The sequence below is a fragment of the Deltaproteobacteria bacterium genome, assembly GCA_016208165.1.
In the GTDB taxonomy this organism is placed as follows: domain Bacteria; phylum Desulfobacterota; class Desulfarculia; order JACQYL01; family JACQYL01; genus JACQYL01.
Window position 1 is genome coordinate 1 of sequence record JACQYL010000057.1, and the last position, 17597, is coordinate 17597.

A 17597-nucleotide genomic window follows, 5' to 3' on the forward strand; every position below is an offset into this window, starting at 1 on the left:
ATTGAAATACAAAGCCAATCGTGCGATTGCGGAATCGGGCCAATTCTATGTTGTCCATTCCCGATACGTCAAGAGTCCCGAAGCGGATGGTCCCTGAAGTCGGGCGATCCAAGGTTCCCATGAGATGAAGAAGCGTGGATTTGCCTACTCCGGACGCGCCCACGACGGCCAGCATTTCACCGGGAACCACGTCAAGATCGACCCCTTTGAGCACTTCCACACAATTCGGGTGCTGCGGGTTGTAGATTTTTACGACCTTGCGTAATGATATAATGGGAGAACGTTCTTCGTTCTCATTCATATCGAAGTACCTCTGCCGGATTCAATCTCGAGGCCTGCCAGGCGGGATACAAGGTCGCTAGGAATGTAATTGCAATGGCCGAGACGCAGACGATTACGATATCCGGAATATCCATTCTTACCGGCAATGTAGATATATAATATACGTCGCTCGGAAGTTGTATGAATTGGTATCTCTTGAGCAGGAAACAGAGAAACAAGCCGCCGGCGAGACCTATGGCGGTACCGATCGTTCCAATGACTAATCCTTCAAACAGGAAGATTTTCAATATGCTTTTTGATGTGGCCCCCATAGACTTCAGGATCGCTATGTCTTTATTCTTCTCCATTACCATCATGATCAAGGTACTGACGATATTAAATGCCGCCACTATAATGATCAATGTCAAAATGATGAACATCGTGATTTTTTCCAGCTTCAAAGCGGAAAAAAGGTTTCGGTTCATCCTTTTCCAATCTTTTGCCCAGTACGGAAAGCCGAGTTTACGACTGATCTCGGATGCTACAATATGGGATTGATAAAGGTCCTTGACTCGAACTTCCAGCCCTGTAACCTCATCCCCAAAGCCCAAGAATTCCTGGGCCTTTGCCAGCGACACGAACGCAAAGGTCGAATCGTATTCGTACATTCCCGACTCGAGAAGGCCCGTCACTTGATACGTTTCCATGGTGGGTTGCCGGCCCATGGGCGTCCTCCTTCCAATGGGCGAAATGACCTGAACCGAATCGCCAAGGCTCGTACCCAAATTCAGCGCCAGCTCTTTGCCGATAATAATATGGTTTTCGGCTGAATCCAAGGAGTCGAGGGCGCCACGGGTGATGGCCGAGCCTAGGAGAGTGACGTCGTTAATCGTTTTGGGATCGATTCCTCTCAGCACGGCTCCGGAAACATAATCCTGGTTGCGCACCATGACCTGAGAGTAAATAAAAGGCGAAACCCCGACCACGTCCTCGAGTTCTTTCACCTTTTCCTCGAGTTCCCGGTATCCGGTGACAGTGGCCCCGTTCTTCAACACGATGACGTGCGCATTCATTCCCAGAATCTTGGCCTTCAGGTCCTGTTGAAAACCGCTCATCACACTGAGAACCACAATCAAAGCGGTGACCCCCAGGGCTACGCCTCCGACGGAAATAACCGTGATGATGGAAATGAAGGTCTGCTTCCGTTTCGCTTTAAGGTAGCGAAGGCCTATGAAACTTTCGAAGGACATACTGTCGCCGCGGGTTATCGGTTTGAATGGGAAGGCCGCATTTGAGGAAACAGGATGACATCACGAATGGATGCGGCGTCGGTGAACAACATCACCACCCGATCCACTCCGATCCCTTCCCCGGCCGTGGGAGGCATGCCATATTCGAGCGCAAGCAGATAATCTTCGTCCATCCGGTGAGCCTCGGTGTCCCCGGCCTTCAGATCCTCGAGTTGGGCCTCGAAGCGTTTCCGCTGATCCATGGGGTCGTTCAGTTCGGAGAAGGCATTTGCGATTTCTCGCCCTCCTATAAACAGCTCGAAACGATCCACAAACTCCGGACGAGTGTCGTTTCTCCGGGATAACGGAGAAACATCCAGCGGATAGGCGGTGACAAACGTGGGCTGCACCAGTTTCGGCTCGACCAGAACGTCGAAAAGCTTGGCCCATAGTTTTCCCAACGAGTCTTTTTCCATCAGGGGAACGTCCAGGTCGCGTGCGATGGACTTGAGCTTGGATGCATCGTGCAGGACCGAATCGTCCAGGCCGCCTTCGTGAATCAAGGCTTCCTCGATTTCGACGCGTCTCCAGGGTCGCTTGAAGTCGATGGCTTGTCCTTGGTACGTGATGTGGGAACGCCCTTCCAACTTCCCGCAGAGCACGTTGAACAGGTCTTCCGTTATCTCCATCATGTCTTCGTATGTGGCGTAGGCCTGATAGAATTCGAGCATGGTGAATTCGGGGTTGTGCTTGAGGGAAATGCCCTCGTTGCGGAAGTTCCGGTTCAGCTCGAACACGCGGTTGAATCCGCCCACAATGAGCCGCTTCAGGTACAATTCAGGAGCAACGCGGAGAAACAGATCGATGTCCAGGGCATTATGATGCGTCTTGAACGGTCTTGCCGTTGCCCCTCCTGCGATGGACTGCATCATGGGCGTCTCGACCTCGAGAAAACCCGCCTGGGTCAAGTAGGCCCGGATCTCCTGTACGATGCGTGTTCTCTTGATAAAGGTTTGCCGTACCTCGGGATTGCCGATGAGGTCCAGATAGCGCTGCCTGTAGCGCATCTCCTTGTCGGTGAGCCAGTGGTACTTCTCGGGCAGCGGTCTCTGAGCCTTGCTCAGCAGCACCAGATATTCCGCCAACACGGTCAATTCTCCCGTTTTCGTGCGGAACAGGCGGCCTTCCACCCGAAGGATGTCACCTACGTCCAGCTTTTTGAAGACTTCGTAGGTTTCCTTGCCCACGGAGTCTCGTTTGACGTATACCTGGATCCGTTCCCCCTCATCCTGAATATGGATAAAGGCCGCTTTGCCGAAACTGCGCATGGCCATCATCCGGCCCGCCGCGGACACGTGGACGGGCGATGCTTCGAGATCGTCGGCGCTTTTGGAGGCGTGCTCCCCGAGCACCGTGGACACGGACTGCTCGACCCTGTGCTGGTTGGGATATAACGGCACGCCCGAATTTTTCAGTTCGAGCGCTCTCTTGCGTTGCTGTTCTATCACGGTATTTGGCGTCTCATCCAAAACCATACCCTCCCACTTCCGTCCGACGCCGTAACGGGGCCGTTCTTGCTGCTCCGGGGTCCGGGCGTTGAGTTGTTTTCAAGACGGACAGCGCCTTCCCTCTTGCTCTGACGGCAAAACGTTTCGCTGATCTCCGATGTTTCTCCAAAAGGGAAAAGATGTATAGCGGAAGAGAGCGAGCGGAACGGCGTTCATGATGCATCCCGGAAACGTCCGAGAATCCGGTATCATTTGCAACGAATCGTTACCGGCAAGGCTTGGAACTCGTCGCTGAGAAACTCTCCACGTTCGCCACTGTCGGAAACCGAAATGATTCCTTTTTTTCAGAAGAAAATTCCGTTGATAGGTAGAACATTCGGTCTGCGTAGTCAAGCATGAAAACCGCTGCACCTGCGACATAGAGACGCGGATCGGTAGGTATGAGCTTTTGGGGAGCCCGGGAAAACCCGTCATAACTCTTGGCCGCTGCAATAAAAAAAGGGGAAAGGGGGCCGCCGTCGCAAGCAGCGTAACCATTCGACTTGCCGGCCAGGTCCCGCGAAGCGGAACGCAAGGCGGGATCCTGAATTGCCTGGACTGGTGTAATCTTTCCGGATTCCGGATCTCACCGCATTCGTCCGGAATGACGTTCTATAAATGGCGGCACAGCCCCTCGAGCCGAATTGTCCCCAATCCGAAGATCCTGGGAGGCGTTTGGGCCCGCTTCCGCCGGACTGTTCACAAAGGTTTTGCGAATCGTCCGGGAACCCTATTTTTTGGCTTTTTCACGCAAAGTAGAGGCCGACTCTTTGATTTCCGTGAGGTCTCTGACCATTTCACTCCAGCCATACCAGAGCGCATAGTCCGGATTGGCGTGGAACGCGCCCTGGAACACCCGCATCCGATGCTTGAGGAACATGATGAACAGGTCCTGCTCGATCACCGTGGCGGCATCGTGAAACGTCAGCAGGTTCGGGAACGGATAGGCGTACGTTTCCGGTTTCTCGAGAACTCCGTCCTTATACAAACCCGCCACGATAAGAATGGCTTCCGCCATCAATCGGTCCGCATGTCGGATCATATCATCGCCTTTGGCCAACTCCGCTTTCGCGAAATTTTCGGAATGACACTGCCGGCAGGTGCTGATCATCTTTTCGCGTTCATTGGACCAAGTCTCCTGGGAGAGCCTTGCCAAATCCGCTTTTTGAACCACTTCGAGCAGCGCCGTGGGCTTGCCTTCAGGGTCCAATACGCCCAAGGCCTGAAGAATCGTCGCACGATCGGCGGCCCACGGCTTGTCTTCGGGCATGGGCAGGCGCACGGCCAGGAATCCCCAGGCGGTTCCGACCTGGTGATTGCCCTTCTGCATGTGGCAGTTCTGGCACGTCGGGGCGGCGGCCGTGTCGGGCAGCAACTTGGCCTGCTTCAGTAGAAAGCGCACGCCATGCTTGGAAGAGCTATACATTTCCCATTGGGGATGATCCATGCCCATGTGACAGGTGCGGCAGGACTGGGGTTGCCGGGCTTCTTCGACCGAAAACAGGTGTCGAGTATGACAGGCGTCACAGGAAGCATTGCCGAAACCGGATCCCTCTTTTTCCAGAGCCTTCATATCTTCTTCGGTCTTGAGCCCGAGTTTGTGACAGCCGCCGCAACCTTTCATACCCTCCATCAAGGCCATGGGTTGCCAATGAGCGGTGGGCATGCTTTTCATCACAAGCCAGGCTTTGGCGTGCTTACCGGCCGTGAATTGGGTGACCTGTTCCTCGTGACACTCGGCGCACGTCTTGGGGGTGGCCATGACCGCCTTTTCCACGTCGTCGGCGGATACGTGCCGATCTCCGTGACAGTTGGTGCAGGATACGTCGTGTTCGCTGTGGGTGCTCAGTCGCCAATCCCCGACCAGCCGCTCATTGAGTTTTGCATGGCATTCGATGCAGGCGTCGGAAGAGAGCGTCGCCGCATGGGTGAGGCCGGTCGAGCAGAGCCATGTTATCATCAAACCGATCAGAAGATACGGCCAAGGATTTCGATGCATGTTCCTATCCTTTCTCTACAAGAGTACCCTATAGATATCATTTCAACGGGCATTCCTCTGTCCAATATACTGAAAAGCGGGAGATCTTGTCTAAATAAAAACGTGAGCCGCGTTGGGAGAGAATGGGGCATGATGCAAATAATAGGCTCCGTCTGCTCCTTTGGTTCTATATCGCATGATGATGTCCCTGAAAAGAGTGGATCTGGGATGCACAAAATTACTTTCAGAAGGAAAACAGGATCTCTTACCCGAACAGGGAAACGGACAAACTCGGCCCGAAGCAGTCGAATCCGGCTTCCGACCCTGCCTACACGCGCTCGTGCTTTTTGTCCCGCTGGTTGGTGGTATCCCTTAAGTCCTGCGCCGCCGTGCTCGGGACGCCAAGAACAGGCCCGCGAGGATCAGGAGCGCGGCAAAAGCGACCGTTCCGGCCAGGGTAAGGGAGGGGACGTTCGCTTCAAATTGCCGTAAAATCGGCTGTATCTCCGCCTCCACGATCTTGGCCACGAAGGCGTCGCCATAGCCACTTTCGGTCAGATACGGGCCCACCGTTACGGGAAAAGTGTCCGCGGCGGATCCTGCGCGTCCGGCAATATAGGCGTTTCCCTGTGGGTCCAAAGCGATGCCGGAACCATAATCGTCGAAATTGCCGCCGATATAGCCGCAGTAGTCCAGGACTGTGCCGTCGACACTGACCTTGGACACAAAGACGTCGCTCTCGCCGTTATAGGTCAGATCCGGGCCCACGGTCACGGGAAAGGTATTCTCGCCGGATTGGGCATGTCCAGTGACATAGGCGTTTCCATGGGCGTCCACCGCGATGCCTAAGCCGTAATCCGCGACATCGCCCCCGATATAACCGCAGTAGTCGAGGGCCGCGTCGGCGGCGTTGACCTTGGCTACGAAGGCGTCGTAATAGTCGCGGTCCCAATAGCCGCCGTTATAGGTCAGGTCCGGGCCTATAATTACGGGAAAAGTATCCTCGGTGGAGAATGTGGAGCCGGTGACGTATGCATTCCCCTGGCCGTCCACCGCGATGCCGTTACCTGCATCCTTGTGTTCGCCGCCGATGTAGCCGCAGTAGTCGAAGGCCGTGCCGGCGGCGTTGACCTTGGCTACGAATGCATCCTCAGACGCGCTGTAATTCAGGTTCGGCCCAATGATTGCGGGAAAGCTGTCCTGAGCGGAGTATGTGCTTCCCGTGACATACGCGTTTCCCTGGTCATCTACTGCAATGCCAAAGCCTCTATCTTCTCTGTCGCCTCCGATATATCCGCAGTAGTCGAGGGTCGTGCCGGCGGCGTTCACTTTGGCCACGAAGGCGTCCCCGCTGCCGCTGTACTCAAGTTTCGGGCCTTTGGTTGCGGGAAAACTGTTCTGGTTCGAGCCCGTGTATCCGATGACATAGGCGTTTCCCTGGTCGTCCACCGCAATTCCCCGACCTTCATCGCGAAATTCGCCTCCGATATATCCGCAGTAGTCGAGGGCCGTGCCGGCCGCGTTCACCTTGACCACGAAAGCTTCCATATAACCGTTATGGGTCAGGTCCGGACCCACGGTTACGGGAAAACTGTCCTGAGTGGAAAATGTGATCCCGGTGACATACGCGTTTCCCTGGGTGTCCACAGCGATACCATAGCCTGTATCCACATCCAGGCCGCCTATATATCCGCAGTACAAAAGGGCCGTGCCGGCCGCATTAACCTTGGCCACGAAAACATCGGTGAAGCCTCCGTTGAAGGTCAAATCCGGGCCCACGGTCACGGGAAAACTGTCTTCGGTGGAGGATGTGTAGCCGGTGACGTAGGCGTTTCCCTGGGCGTCCACCGCGATGCCCAGGGCCCAGCCGGAAGTTTCGCCGCCGATATACCCACAGTACACCAGCATGACCGGATCCAGCAGGAAGGGGATACGCGGGTCGTAAGGCCCGAGATCGAAACCGAGCAGCACGGCGCCCGAGCCTGTCTCCGGAGTGGGTTTAAATCGAGCGGCCACCTGTACGCGCGTTCCATCCACATCCTGGAACGCCACGGGGGCCTCGTCCGTGAACCCGCCCACTGGGGCGTCCACCACCAATCGGCCTGCACCGTCCACGGACACGGAAGTGGCGCCCCGGTACGCCAGTCGTATGCGGTTCGGGTCCGCCCCCGGCTTTACCAAGAAGGAATACTTGAGCCGATTTACCCCTCCCGAGTAGATGAGGTCGATGCCCGGCCAGAGGTCCGGGTACACGATGGTCGAGTAGGTACGAAGGCCCGCCTTCCACTGGTCCCTAGACCCGGTGAAGTAGCTGATCCGCGCCTGGGTTTCATCCCGCCCCACCGGCACAACCTTGGGGTCGGCGCCCACAAAATCAAGCTTGAGCACCCAGGACGCGACTTCTCGTGAAGGCGCCGGCTCATAGTTGACGGGCCGAACGAGGGAACGGCCTTCGTTGCTTGCGGATTTGTACTCCCACGTGCGGAAAGTGACGCCCTCATTAGTGAAGTACACGCTGGTGTTCTGCCCCTGCACGTGGAACGCCACGCGGGGGTCCGTCTGTCCCCGGTTTTCGACGAAATATAGGGGAACCTTACCGAAAGTCTCCATAACGGATGGAGCGGCGGATACGGATACGGTCAGCGGCATTCCAACCGGACCAAGTGTACACACAATGAGAAACGGGAGAAGGAGCGCGCTCTTTTTAATCAACGACAAATATCTTCCTCTCATAGCAACTCTCCTCATCAGGCCCACAACGGCCGTTCAAAAAGTGGTCGTTGCATCGTACCGGCCTTTGTTTTCGATTATTCGAAGTCCTCCGGAAGCAGCAACAGTCTCAAAGTGCCGAAAATCCAAGGCCTCAGTGTCAGTGGCGGCACATATCTGATCTTGGCCACGAACGCGTCGTAAGTGCCCCCATTGAAGGTGAGATCGGGTCCCACGATCACGGGAAAGCTGTCTTCCGTGGACTCTGTCCTTCCGGTGATATACGCATTGCCTCGCGCGTCCACCGCAATGTCAAGACCAACATCATACTGATCTCCGCCAATATATCCGCAGTACTTGAGCGCCGTACCATCCGGGTTGATCTTGGCCACGAAAGCGTCCCGGTCGCCGTTGAATATCAGGTCCGGCCCAACGTAAGTGGGAAGGCCGTCCTCGGCGCTTCCGGTAACGTAAGCACTTCCGTGCCTATCCACCGCAATGGCGCTGCCGCTTATTTGGCTCATGGTGTAGACGACGGACGTTCCGTCGGCATTGATTTTGCTAACCCTCCCATCCCCGGTTGCATACGCGTTTCCATAGACGTCCACCGCAATACCCTTGCCGCCAATAGATTCTCTGGTGTAGTCGAAGGCCGTGCCGTCGGCATTGATCTTGGCTATATTCCCTTGAAAATACCTGGAGAGGCCGTTATTCCAGGTGACGTAAGCGTTTCCCTGTCTGTCCACCGCAATATCTCCGGGCTTTCCACTACCAACATATCCGCAGTAATCAATGGCCGTGCCGTCGGCATTGACCTTGACCACAAACGGATTCCACGTGCCGCCGTTGTAAGTCAGGTCCGGACCTACGGTTGTTGGAAGGTTGTTGTCACCCCCAAGGAGACCGATGTCTCCGACGATATAAGCATTTCCCTGGTCGTCCACCGCGATGCCCGGGACATCGCAGCAAGACAGATTGTTCTGTCCGAAGAGATACCTGCAGTAGGAAAGTCCGGTGCCGTCGGCGTCAAGTTTGGCCACGAACACTAACGTATGGTCGTTGTCACAGTCATATAATGGACCAATCTCAGGGCCTACGGTTATGGGAAAACTAAGATAGTCGGAGTAAGTGATTCCGGTAATATAAGCGTTACCCTGGGCGTCCACTGCGATAGCTGATCCGCCGTCCGTACATAAACCGCCGATATACGTGCAGTACACAAGGCCCGTGCCCGTGGCGTTGATCTTTGCTACAAACGCGTCATAATATTCGCCATTGTACGTCAGATCCGGGCCCGCAGTCAGTGGAAAACTGAATTCATCGGATGCTGTCGAGCCGACGACATAGGCGTTTCCTAAAGCGTCCACCGCAATGCCGTTGCCACTTTCGCTTCCGGCGCCGCCAATATACCCGGAGTACACCAGCATGCCCTGAGCGGGATTCTCTCCCGGTATCGGAGCCTGTAAGATCACGTTTATGGAGTATGTGGGAAATCCCAGGCAATCGGTTACAGCACTCGATTCAGGCTCATAGGACCATCCGGAAGTCCAACTCGATTGGCTACTCGCCGCCGCTCGATACTGAATCACAAATGTTCCGTAGTGATCCGGTTCGACGTACAGTTCCACATATTCACCTTCATTGACATCCCAGGTGTCCGTGGATGCGGATTCAACCATGACATAGTCCGCGTATCCGTCGCCCTTGACAACACTTCCAAAGTATTCGGAATAGTTCAAATCAGAGCTTGTATATGCCGGATCCAGCTCAACCCGATTCAGGGCTGCACGGCCGGTGTAGCTTGGAAATGATACGGTGATATTATTGTAGAGAGGAGGGGAAGGCTGAGCTTCGGTGTTTCTCGCGACAATTCTCAGTTTGATGGCGTCTCCAAGCACAAACCCATCGATCGTAATGGAGCAGCCTTCAGACACGGGATTTCCGTTTACATGGACGCTTTCAACAAAACGATGCAAATTTCCGATTTTGGCCACAAAAGCCCCGGTACTGCCGTTGCGCGTCAGACCCGGTCCTACGGTTAGGGGAAAACTGCCTTCCGTGGAACTCGTTGTTCCGGTGACATACGCGTTTCCCTGTGCGTCCACCGCAATGCCATAACCGTAATCCCCGTGATCTCCGCCAATATATCCGCAGTACTCGAGGGCCGAGCCGGTGCTGTTGATCTTGGCCACAAACGCATCATAATGGTCGCCATTGTACGTCAGATCCGGGCCCAGGAAGACTGGAAAAGTGTTCTCGAGGGACCCCGTCGAGCCGGTAACATAAGCATTCCCTTGCGCATCCACCGCGATGGCTTTGGCGTATTCGATGGCATGTCCACCGATATACCCGCAGTAGTCCAGGGCCGTGCCGTTGGCGTTGACCTTGGCCACGTAGGCGTCGGAAGATCCGTTGTAGGTGAGATCGGGTCCCACGGTGACAGGAAAGCTGTCTTCATCCGAGATTGTGCCTCCGGTGACATAAGCGTTTCCCAATGCGTCCACCGCGATGCCATAACCGTAATCCCCGTGATCTCCGCCAATATATCCGCAGTACTCGAGGGCCGAGCCGGTGCTGTTGATCTTGGCCACAAACGCGTCCTCAGTGCCTCCGTTGAAAGTGAGATCCGGCCCAACGGTAACGGGGAAGGTGTCTTCAGTGGATGGCGTCAACCCGGTCACATAAGCGTTTCCCTGGGTGTCCACAGCGATACCCCAGCCTGTTTCCGCATCCAGGCCGCCGATATATCCGCAGTACAAAAGGGCCGTGCCGGCCGCATTAACCTTGGCCACGAAAACATCGGTGAAGCCTCCGTTGAAGGTCAAATCCGGGCCCACGGTCACGGGCCGCGATGCCATACCCCCGATCTTCGTCACTGCCACCGATGTATCCGCAGTACTCGAGATGTGTACCGTCGGCTGACACTTTGGCCACAAAGGCATCGTAACTACCGTTGTGAGTCAGGTCCGGTCCCACGGTGACGGGAAAACTGTCCTCTGTGGTGGTTGTTGCTCCAGTGATATAAGCGTTCCCCAAGGCGTCCACGGCGATGGAGGTGTCGCCGCCCCCAACGTACCCGCAGTACACCAGCACGGCGGGGTCCAGCAGCAGCGGTATGCTCCGATCATAGGAATCCAGATCGAAACCGAGCATCACGGCGTCGGACGCGGTGTCCGGCGTCGGCCTGAACCGTGCCGCCACCCGCACCTGTTTTCCGTCCACGTCCTGAAACGCCGTCGGCGCCTCGTCCCCGAATCCCCCCACTGGAGCGTGCACCACCAACCGGCCCGATTCGTCCACTGCTACGGACGTGGCGCCCCGGTACGCCATTTTTATCTGGTTCGGGTCCGCCCCCGCCTTCACCAGGAAAGAGTATTTGAGCTTGTTCAGGCCGCCGGAGTAGATGAGATCGATGCCCGGCCATAGATCCTCGTACACGATGGTCGAGTAGGTTCGAAGGTCTGCCTTCCACTGGTCCCTGGACCCGGTGAAGTAGCTGATCCTGGCTTGGCTTTCATCCCGCCCCACCGGTACAACCTTGGGGTTTGCGCCGACAAAATCCAGCTTGAGCACCCAGGACTTCACTTCCCGGGAAGGCTCCGGCTGGTGGGCGGCTGACCGCACGAGGGAAAGGTCCTCGCCCTTTGCGGCTTTGTACTCCCACGAGCGGAAGGTGATGCCCTCCTTGGTGAAGTACACCGTGGTGTTTCGCCCCTGCACGTAGAACGCCACGCGGGAATCCGTCTGTCCCCGGTTCTCCACGAAATAAAGGGGAATCTTGCCGAAGTTCTCCATGGGCGCAGGGCCGGCTGCGAATAGGGGATTGGCCCAAAGAGTTCCAAGCACACAGAGGACGCCCACGAATGCGCGTCCCTTAAATGCTGCTCTTGCTTTTGTTTGCGAAGTCGCTCGTTTTGTTCTCACGGCCAACTCCCTTGTTAACTGATAACGGCCCATACATCATCCTTGTTGTATCAATCACCTTCGTCACAACCCGGATGCGCGATTCGATGCTATCCGTTCGCCGGACCACAAGACGTATGGCCCGCGCCATAGTTATGGGGCGTGCGAATGTTACAGGAATGTGAAAAATAATAACACCGTACGTTCCGCTTATCCCAACAGACTTTATCCAATCCCCGGAAGGAGCATGAATGTGTGCAAGCCGGCTGCTTCGTTTAAATATGTGTATGAATGGAGACGGCTTTTTCCGCTTCAGGAACTGAAGAGATCAGGGCAACACCTATCCGCCTCTTCCTCCCTCCATGAAAAAACCCGATTTGATGGGCCGAAAAACGCAATGGCATGTGAGGATAGAATAAAGGTACTCTACGATAATAGTCTATTCGGACTATAGATATATGTCAATGGAAATGGATGGGTAAGGCCTACCCATGGTCCGAATCTATCGCGCCGCCCGCTATTCCGGCAGGCACGCTTCGCGGGTGCCGGAATAGAAACTCCCCTGTTTATTATTTGGCCTGCTCGGCTGGGACCCTACTCCAAAAACTCGATGCTTTTGATGAAAGCCACGGCTTTGCCTCCATTACCCGACGAGGACGTATCGACCTCCAGAGCCAGGCCCGAGATAATGGGCGCTTCGTCCTTTTCGTATTCTTTCTTGAAAGCGGAAATAAGATCGTATTCCGAGATGACCGTTTTTCCGGGTTCCGGATTTCCCAGGCACACGTACCGGCCGCTTTTCTTGAAGTATCTTCCCAAGTAGCCCTTGCCGACCTGCTCGTTCTTCCCCGGGAAAAAACCGATGAAATAGGGCGCGTTGGGGATCAGGAAATTCCCGCTGGAGATTTTGTCATAGCCGAAGAAAACGATCACCATCAATGCCTCGTTGTTCACTTTTTTCTCATAAGACGCCCCCTCGGGGTATTGGTTCACGCCCCATTCGATCCGAATGGAAGAAAACTCTTCCAAATCCACACGTTCGTTCAGCATCAAACCGGTCAGGGGCGCTTTGGCTTCTAAAATCAGACCTTCATTGCCCACATTCAGGTCGAGCTTTTTCCGATTCTTGGCGTCCCGTTCGAATACGAAACCCTTGTTTTTCAACCAGTCTTCCACCGAGCCTTCGCTGTAATCTGAAAAGTCCAAAAAGAAATTGACCTTTTGAAACGTATCGTCCCCTGACTTATTCGGATCGGCTTGGCCTAGGCCCGGATGACCGGTTACAAAAACCATCATGGCAACCATCAAAAAAGCCCATACACGTGCCATCGTCATGACTCCTTTCTGAAATGCTATTGGAAAACCAGCCAGACAAACAAGCCGATCATGACTGTTGCGGTGACGAACCGAAACAGGGTTCCCGCCAGAAAGCCCACAAGCGCGCCCCACCCGGACCGCACAGCCTCATTGAGGGGCCTGCGGCTCAACAATTCGCCCGACATTGCGCCCGCAAACGTACCCACGATCAGTCCGATCACATTGAACAGCACGAGTCCCAGGATAGCGCCGATGATGGAGCCCCAGGCACCCGCCGGTGTTGCGCCGAACCTCTTGGCGCCCAGAGCACCCGCGTAGAAGTCCAGAATCATGACGGCGGCGGTCACCCCTCCAAGAACGGCCATAACCGCCAATCCGTAAGATTCCCAGCCCGTAACCAGTCCGTAGACGAGATAAACGCCGTAAATAAGAGGAACTCCGGGAACCCACGGGACGATGGTCCCCAACAGTCCCACCAGCATCAGCAGCAGGGCGACGACAATAAGGGTGATTCCCTGGGCCGTGGCCAACACGATTTCCTCTTGGGTTCGACAGGTCGGACGGATATCCGGAATATCTAAATGATATAACGGCAAGCGCGTTTTTTCACGGGATTTTCGAGAACGGGCCTCACGATCCTTTTGGGCATCAGTTCCACATCAAAGAAGATCCGTGAGAGCGGAGAGGGACAGGGATTCCAGGCGAGTCAGGACGGAAGCCAGCTTATCCACATTTTCATCGCTTAGAGCCAGGGCGGCGTTTTCCCGGAACTTGGCCTCGATGGCGTCCCGGCCGGCCGGATTTTCGGGTTCGCCTTTGGCCAGGGCCACTTCGGCCCGGTGCGTTCGACCTGTTCGGTCCATTACGATCACGCTGGCCCCCCGTTGCCGGGGATAGGCGTCTTCCCAGCGCGGGCTCGACGCCAGGGTCACGTTCTCCATGATCCGCCGGATGCTTGGATCGGCCAGGTTGGTCTCCGTGTACTGATTCGTTCCGGACCGGCCGCACACCAGGGCCAGGGCAAGGGAAAAGGGAATCGAAAAGCGGGCGGCGGATACGGTAGTGGGTTGGGGGATACCGGCCAGCCGTACGGCCACCGGGTAGGTTTCCACCCGAACGTGTTCGATGTCCCGAGGTAGGCACGCGCCAAGCTCGAGAAGTTCCAGGGCCGCGTCCATGGCCGCATGACAGTGGCGGCAGGCGGGATAGAGCTTGACGTAGGTGTTCAGTATTTCCCAACGCTCGCCCAGGCCTTCGACGAGCCGGTCGGGAAAGGTATCGTCCGCAACGGCCCTGAGCAACGCGTCCGTGCCCTCGAATATCTCCAGCGGGCCTTTTGCGCCTCCGGCGGCCAGCACCGCGGCCAGAAGACCGGACTGGGCCGCTTTGGCCGCGTTCAGCGGTTTTACCTTGGCGCCCTCCGCATCGTGGTTCACCTGCAAGAGTCCTGCGCTCTGCAAACCTGCGAGGCCGAGGGCCCCCGTTATGGCTTCGGAGGACAGCGTCATAATGTGGCCCGCCGCGGCGGCGGAGCCGAACACGCCCGCCACTCCCGTGCTGTGAAAACCCCGGTTCAGGCTCGAGGGATTGACGGCCAAACCCACCCGGATCATCACCTCGTAGCCGCAGATCAAGCCGCTGATGAGCCTGCGCGTATCCGCGCCGACCATTTCCGCCGCGGCCAGGGCCGCGGGCGCCACTACCGCGCCGGGATGCAGCGCGGCGAAACGATGACCGTCGTCCATATCCAGGGCGTGGGCCGCGGCTGCGTTGGCCAGGGCCGCGTTCACGGCGGGGATCTTGTCCGGAAAGGTGAATGTGGTAGCCTCTCCCCGGCCTCCCAGATCGACGAGATAGCGCGCCAGCCGGCGGGGGAATTCCATGGTTTTCATACCGGCCAGGGCCGCACCGATGGTGTCCAGGAGCGCGGTCTTGGCCCGTTCCACCACCGGTTCGGGCAAATGGTCGAAGTCCAGGGTCGAACAAAAAGAAGCATACGCTTCCGAGGCCGTTCCCCGGGGCTTCATGTCCGGTCCACCCCCAAAGCTGCGGCCAGAAGTTCGGTGAAATAGTACAGAGGGATTCCAGGCTCGGAGCCGTTTTGTCGAGCCGCGGCTAGGGAGAGGTTATACTCGCAGAGGGGACAACTCAGCACCAGGGCTTCGGCTCCATCCCGGCGAGCACGATCCAGGATCTCCCCGGAAACCCGGTTCGCCGCGTCCGGATGACCCAGGCTTTGGTAGGAGCCGCAGCAGAGATCCGCAGCGGAAAAGCGCACCACCCGAGCGCCCAGGGATTCGAGAAACCCTTTTAAGAGGTCGTAGCGGCCCGGCGGCTCGATGCCCACCTCGGCCGGACGCTGCAGTTTGCACCCGTAATAAGCGGCCAGTGTGAGATGGTTGAGCGGCTTCTTGACCATGCTCCGAAGCTTGTTCCAGCCCAGTTCCCGATGCAGGAAAGAAAGCAGATGCACCACCTCGACTTCGCCCGCGTAGTCGGGCTCCTCGTCCATGAAGCGGTTGATGGTGTCGAGCTTTTCGCGGTCCCGCGCCAGGAGAAGGTTGGTGCGGGCCAAGGTGTTGTAACACATGGAGCAGAGGGTCAACAGCCGGCTGCGGCCGGTCTGTTGGGCCCGGATCAGCAGGCGGGCAGGGGCCAGCAGTCCCATGACGTCGTCTTCAGCCAAAGGCTGCACCACCCCGCAACAGTTCCAGCGGGGCAGTTCCACCAGTTCGTAGCCCAGGGCCTTCATGGCGGCCAGGGCCGGGGCTTCCAGATGGGAAGCGTGTGTCTTCAAGGTGCAGCCGGGAAAATAGGTTAATTCCATAATTGTATCCATTCAGAGGGTGCTTGGGGAACCCTTTTAAAAAGGGGTTCCCAAAACCCCTCCCAAAACTTTTTGGGTTCGGGTCGCGGTCGTCGGAGGTATGGCTCCCTCTTTGCAAAATTTCGTTGCCCGCTCCGAAGCGCTGGATGGCCCGGACAACTTGTTGTCCGGATATCCAAGGACAGGAGGTCACTCGACGTCTTCAATCCCAAGGCTGTCTGACACCATACGCCGGGCGGGACCTCTTGTTGCTGCGCAACGCGGACAACGAGTTGTCCGCGCCACCCCCTCCGATACACCGCTATGTGACACAATTACAGGCGCATTCCAAAACGTTTCTCCAGATACCCCGTGAACGCATAGGTTCTTTCCGGACGCATGCCTACAACTTCCCATGGACAGTTATTCTCTAGCGCCTCCCGAAGGGTGGCGCCAAGCTCAAAAGTTTTGAAAAGAGGGCGCGGGAGAAAAACTTTTCTAAAAGTTTCTCTCCCGATTCTTCATGCTTTTCTTAGGCCGTCAACTTGCGGAAAGCGGCCACCAGCGCTATGGGCGGCGCCTCTTTGAGGGTTGGGCGGGGCAGCCGGTCCAGGGCGGCGAAGTCACGGCCGCTGCGCAGATAGATCTCCCGCAAGGCCTCCATGATGCGCGGCACGTCCAGGCCTCTGGGGCAGATCACGCCGCAGGCGTCGCAGGCGGCGCAGACCCAGGGTGTACGGGAGGAAAGGAGTTCCTCGATCCGTCCCACCTGGGCCAGATGCAGCAGCAACCGCGGGCCGTGATCCATGTCCGCCGCCATGGGGCAAAAGCCGGCGCAGGCCCCGCACTGCATGCACAGGTGCAGGTTTTGGCCGCTGAGGGCCGCCACCCGGGCCGGAAGATGTTTATGAGAGTCCCTAGCCGAACTCATTAAGCGTTTATCCCTATTCCCATCTACAGGGTCACAGCCATGTCATCCGGAGGTCTTTCGCGTCCCTAAAATTCAGCCTGTCCGCCGAAGGCGGTGAGGCCTGCCCGTGAATGCCATGCTTTTTCTCCGCTACTTTTTCGGCCATTCCCTTTCGGGAGGCCCGTCGTACACGTGCTCGCGGGCGATGATCTGACGCATGGGCCGCATGCGGGTCTGCTCCTCCCGAACGTGGGCGATGAGACCGGGGACACGCGCCATCATGAAGAAGGCGTTGGCCAGGCCGGGGTCGAAACCCATTTCGCATAGAAGCGCGGCAATGGCTCCGTCCACATTGATGGGGAGGTTGCGGCCGCTCAGTTTTTCATTGGCGGCCTGAACGTCCAGAGCCATTTGCACGTAGGGGCCCGCCAATCCCTGTTCCCCGGCTATTTGAAATAACTTGGCCGTACGGGGGTCCCTGGTGTGGATCCGGTGTCCGAAACCGGGAATCCGTTTCTGTTGTCCCCGGTATGTTTCGACCACGTGTTCCGCGGTTTTGGCTGAATCCCAACCGGCCTCTTCTTTTCTCTTCACCGCCTCGATAAAAAAAATCATCGAGTCTTCAATGGCTCCGCCGTGATGTCGGGATATGGCCAGCACGCCGCCGGCCACGGCTGCGTTGAGCGGAGATCCGGTGGAAGCGATGTTCCGGGCCGTCTGGCACGAGGGCGGAGTGACCCCGTGATCTATGGATGAGACCAGGATAGCTTCGACGAGGCGTTCGGCGTTGGGCGGCGGGAGTTCTCCTACCAGGGCCAGGTACACGGCCTGGGCGAAGCTCGCCTTGCCCATGAGCTGGTCGATGGGATAGCCGCGCAAAAGTACCTTGTTGGGTTCTATCTTGGTGATGCCTGTGGACCATTGCTGTTCGGACATG

13 protein-coding genes are annotated in these 17597 nt (G+C 56.8%); all 13 read right to left on the minus strand.

What is annotated here, in order from left to right:
* The coding region (locus HY788_12495; GenBank protein MBI4774976.1) for an ATP-binding cassette domain-containing protein at positions 1–301 on the minus strand (301 nt) is incomplete at its 3' end.
* A complete protein-coding gene (locus tag HY788_12500; GenBank protein MBI4774977.1) occupies positions 294–1511 on the minus strand; it encodes a lipoprotein-releasing ABC transporter permease subunit in 1218 nt (405 codons plus the stop codon). The genes HY788_12495 and HY788_12500, both read right to left, overlap by 8 nt.
* Positions 1512–1525: 14 nt before the next feature.
* Positions 1526–3025: a lysine--tRNA ligase gene (gene lysS / locus HY788_12505; protein MBI4774978.1), complete on the minus strand. Its 1500-nt coding sequence runs from the start codon at positions 3023–3025 to the stop codon at positions 1526–1528.
* 742 nt (positions 3026–3767) lie between these two features.
* Positions 3768–4997 (minus strand): cytochrome C, encoded by a 1230-nt coding sequence (locus HY788_12510; GenBank protein MBI4774979.1) that lies wholly within the window; start codon positions 4995–4997, stop codon positions 3768–3770.
* Between the two features lie 390 nt (positions 4998–5387).
* Positions 5388–7748, minus strand: coding sequence for an SBBP repeat-containing protein (locus tag HY788_12515; protein MBI4774980.1), 2361 nt, complete (start codon positions 7746–7748; stop codon positions 5388–5390).
* A gap of 74 nt (positions 7749–7822) precedes the next feature.
* On the minus strand, positions 7823–10582 hold the full coding sequence (locus HY788_12520) for an SBBP repeat-containing protein (protein ID MBI4774981.1): 2760 nt from the start codon (positions 10580–10582) through the stop codon (positions 7823–7825).
* Positions 10503–11648 carry a hypothetical protein gene (locus HY788_12525; protein MBI4774982.1) on the minus strand — a complete coding sequence of 382 codons (1146 nt, stop codon included), beginning with the start codon at positions 11646–11648 and terminating at the stop codon, positions 10503–10505. Before HY788_12525 ends, HY788_12520 begins: the two co-directional genes overlap by 80 nt.
* Positions 11649–12221: 573 nt before the next feature.
* Positions 12222–12956, minus strand: a complete 735-nt coding sequence (locus tag HY788_12530) for a DUF3047 domain-containing protein (GenBank protein ID MBI4774983.1) — start codon at positions 12954–12956, stop codon at positions 12222–12224.
* A 23-nt stretch (positions 12957–12979) separates the two neighbouring features.
* Positions 12980–13477: a DUF456 domain-containing protein gene (locus tag HY788_12535; GenBank protein ID MBI4774984.1), complete on the minus strand. Its 498-nt coding sequence runs from the start codon at positions 13475–13477 to the stop codon at positions 12980–12982.
* 126 nt (positions 13478–13603) lie between these two features.
* Positions 13604–14971, minus strand: coding sequence for an MmgE/PrpD family protein (locus HY788_12540; GenBank protein MBI4774985.1), 1368 nt, complete (start codon positions 14969–14971; stop codon positions 13604–13606).
* On the minus strand, positions 14968–15771 hold the full coding sequence (locus HY788_12545) for a heterodisulfide reductase, subunit B (GenBank protein ID MBI4774986.1): 804 nt from the start codon (positions 15769–15771) through the stop codon (positions 14968–14970). The genes HY788_12540 and HY788_12545 overlap by 4 nt, the downstream gene beginning before the upstream one ends.
* A 511-nt stretch (positions 15772–16282) precedes the next feature.
* A complete protein-coding gene (locus HY788_12550; GenBank protein MBI4774987.1) occupies positions 16283–16681 on the minus strand; it encodes a 4Fe-4S dicluster domain-containing protein in 399 nt (132 codons plus the stop codon).
* Positions 16682–16810: 129 nt separating this feature from the next.
* Positions 16811–17596: a citryl-CoA lyase gene (locus tag HY788_12555; GenBank protein ID MBI4774988.1), complete on the minus strand. Its 786-nt coding sequence runs from the start codon at positions 17594–17596 to the stop codon at positions 16811–16813.
* Between the last annotated feature and the right edge of the window lies 1 nt (position 17597).

Bases quoted from the DNA above. Each gene is read 5' to 3' on its own strand.
- lysS (MBI4774978.1), bottom strand. From the start codon at position 3,025: ATGGTTTTGGATGAGACGCCAAATACCGTGATAGAACAGCAACGCAAG.
- HY788_12510 (MBI4774979.1), bottom strand. From the start codon at position 4,997: ATGATAACATGGCTCTGCTCGACCGGCCTCACCCATGCGGCGACGCTC.
- HY788_12530 (MBI4774983.1), bottom strand. From the start codon at position 12,956: ATGGCACGTGTATGGGCTTTTTTGATGGTTGCCATGATGGTTTTTGTA.
- HY788_12515 (MBI4774980.1), bottom strand. From the start codon at position 7,748: ATGAGAGGAAGATATTTGTCGTTGATTAAAAAGAGCGCGCTCCTTCTC.
- HY788_12540 (MBI4774985.1), bottom strand. From the start codon at position 14,971: ATGAAGCCCCGGGGAACGGCCTCGGAAGCGTATGCTTCTTTTTGTTCG.
- HY788_12520 (MBI4774981.1), bottom strand. From the start codon at position 10,582: ATGGCATCGCGGCCCGTGACCGTGGGCCCGGATTTGACCTTCAACGGA.
- HY788_12500 (MBI4774977.1), bottom strand. From the start codon at position 1,511: ATGTCCTTCGAAAGTTTCATAGGCCTTCGCTACCTTAAAGCGAAACGG.
- HY788_12545 (MBI4774986.1), bottom strand. From the start codon at position 15,771: ATGGAATTAACCTATTTTCCCGGCTGCACCTTGAAGACACACGCTTCC.
- HY788_12550 (MBI4774987.1), bottom strand. From the start codon at position 16,681: ATGAGTTCGGCTAGGGACTCTCATAAACATCTTCCGGCCCGGGTGGCG.
- HY788_12555 (MBI4774988.1), bottom strand. From the start codon at position 17,596: ATGTCCGAACAGCAATGGTCCACAGGCATCACCAAGATAGAACCCAAC.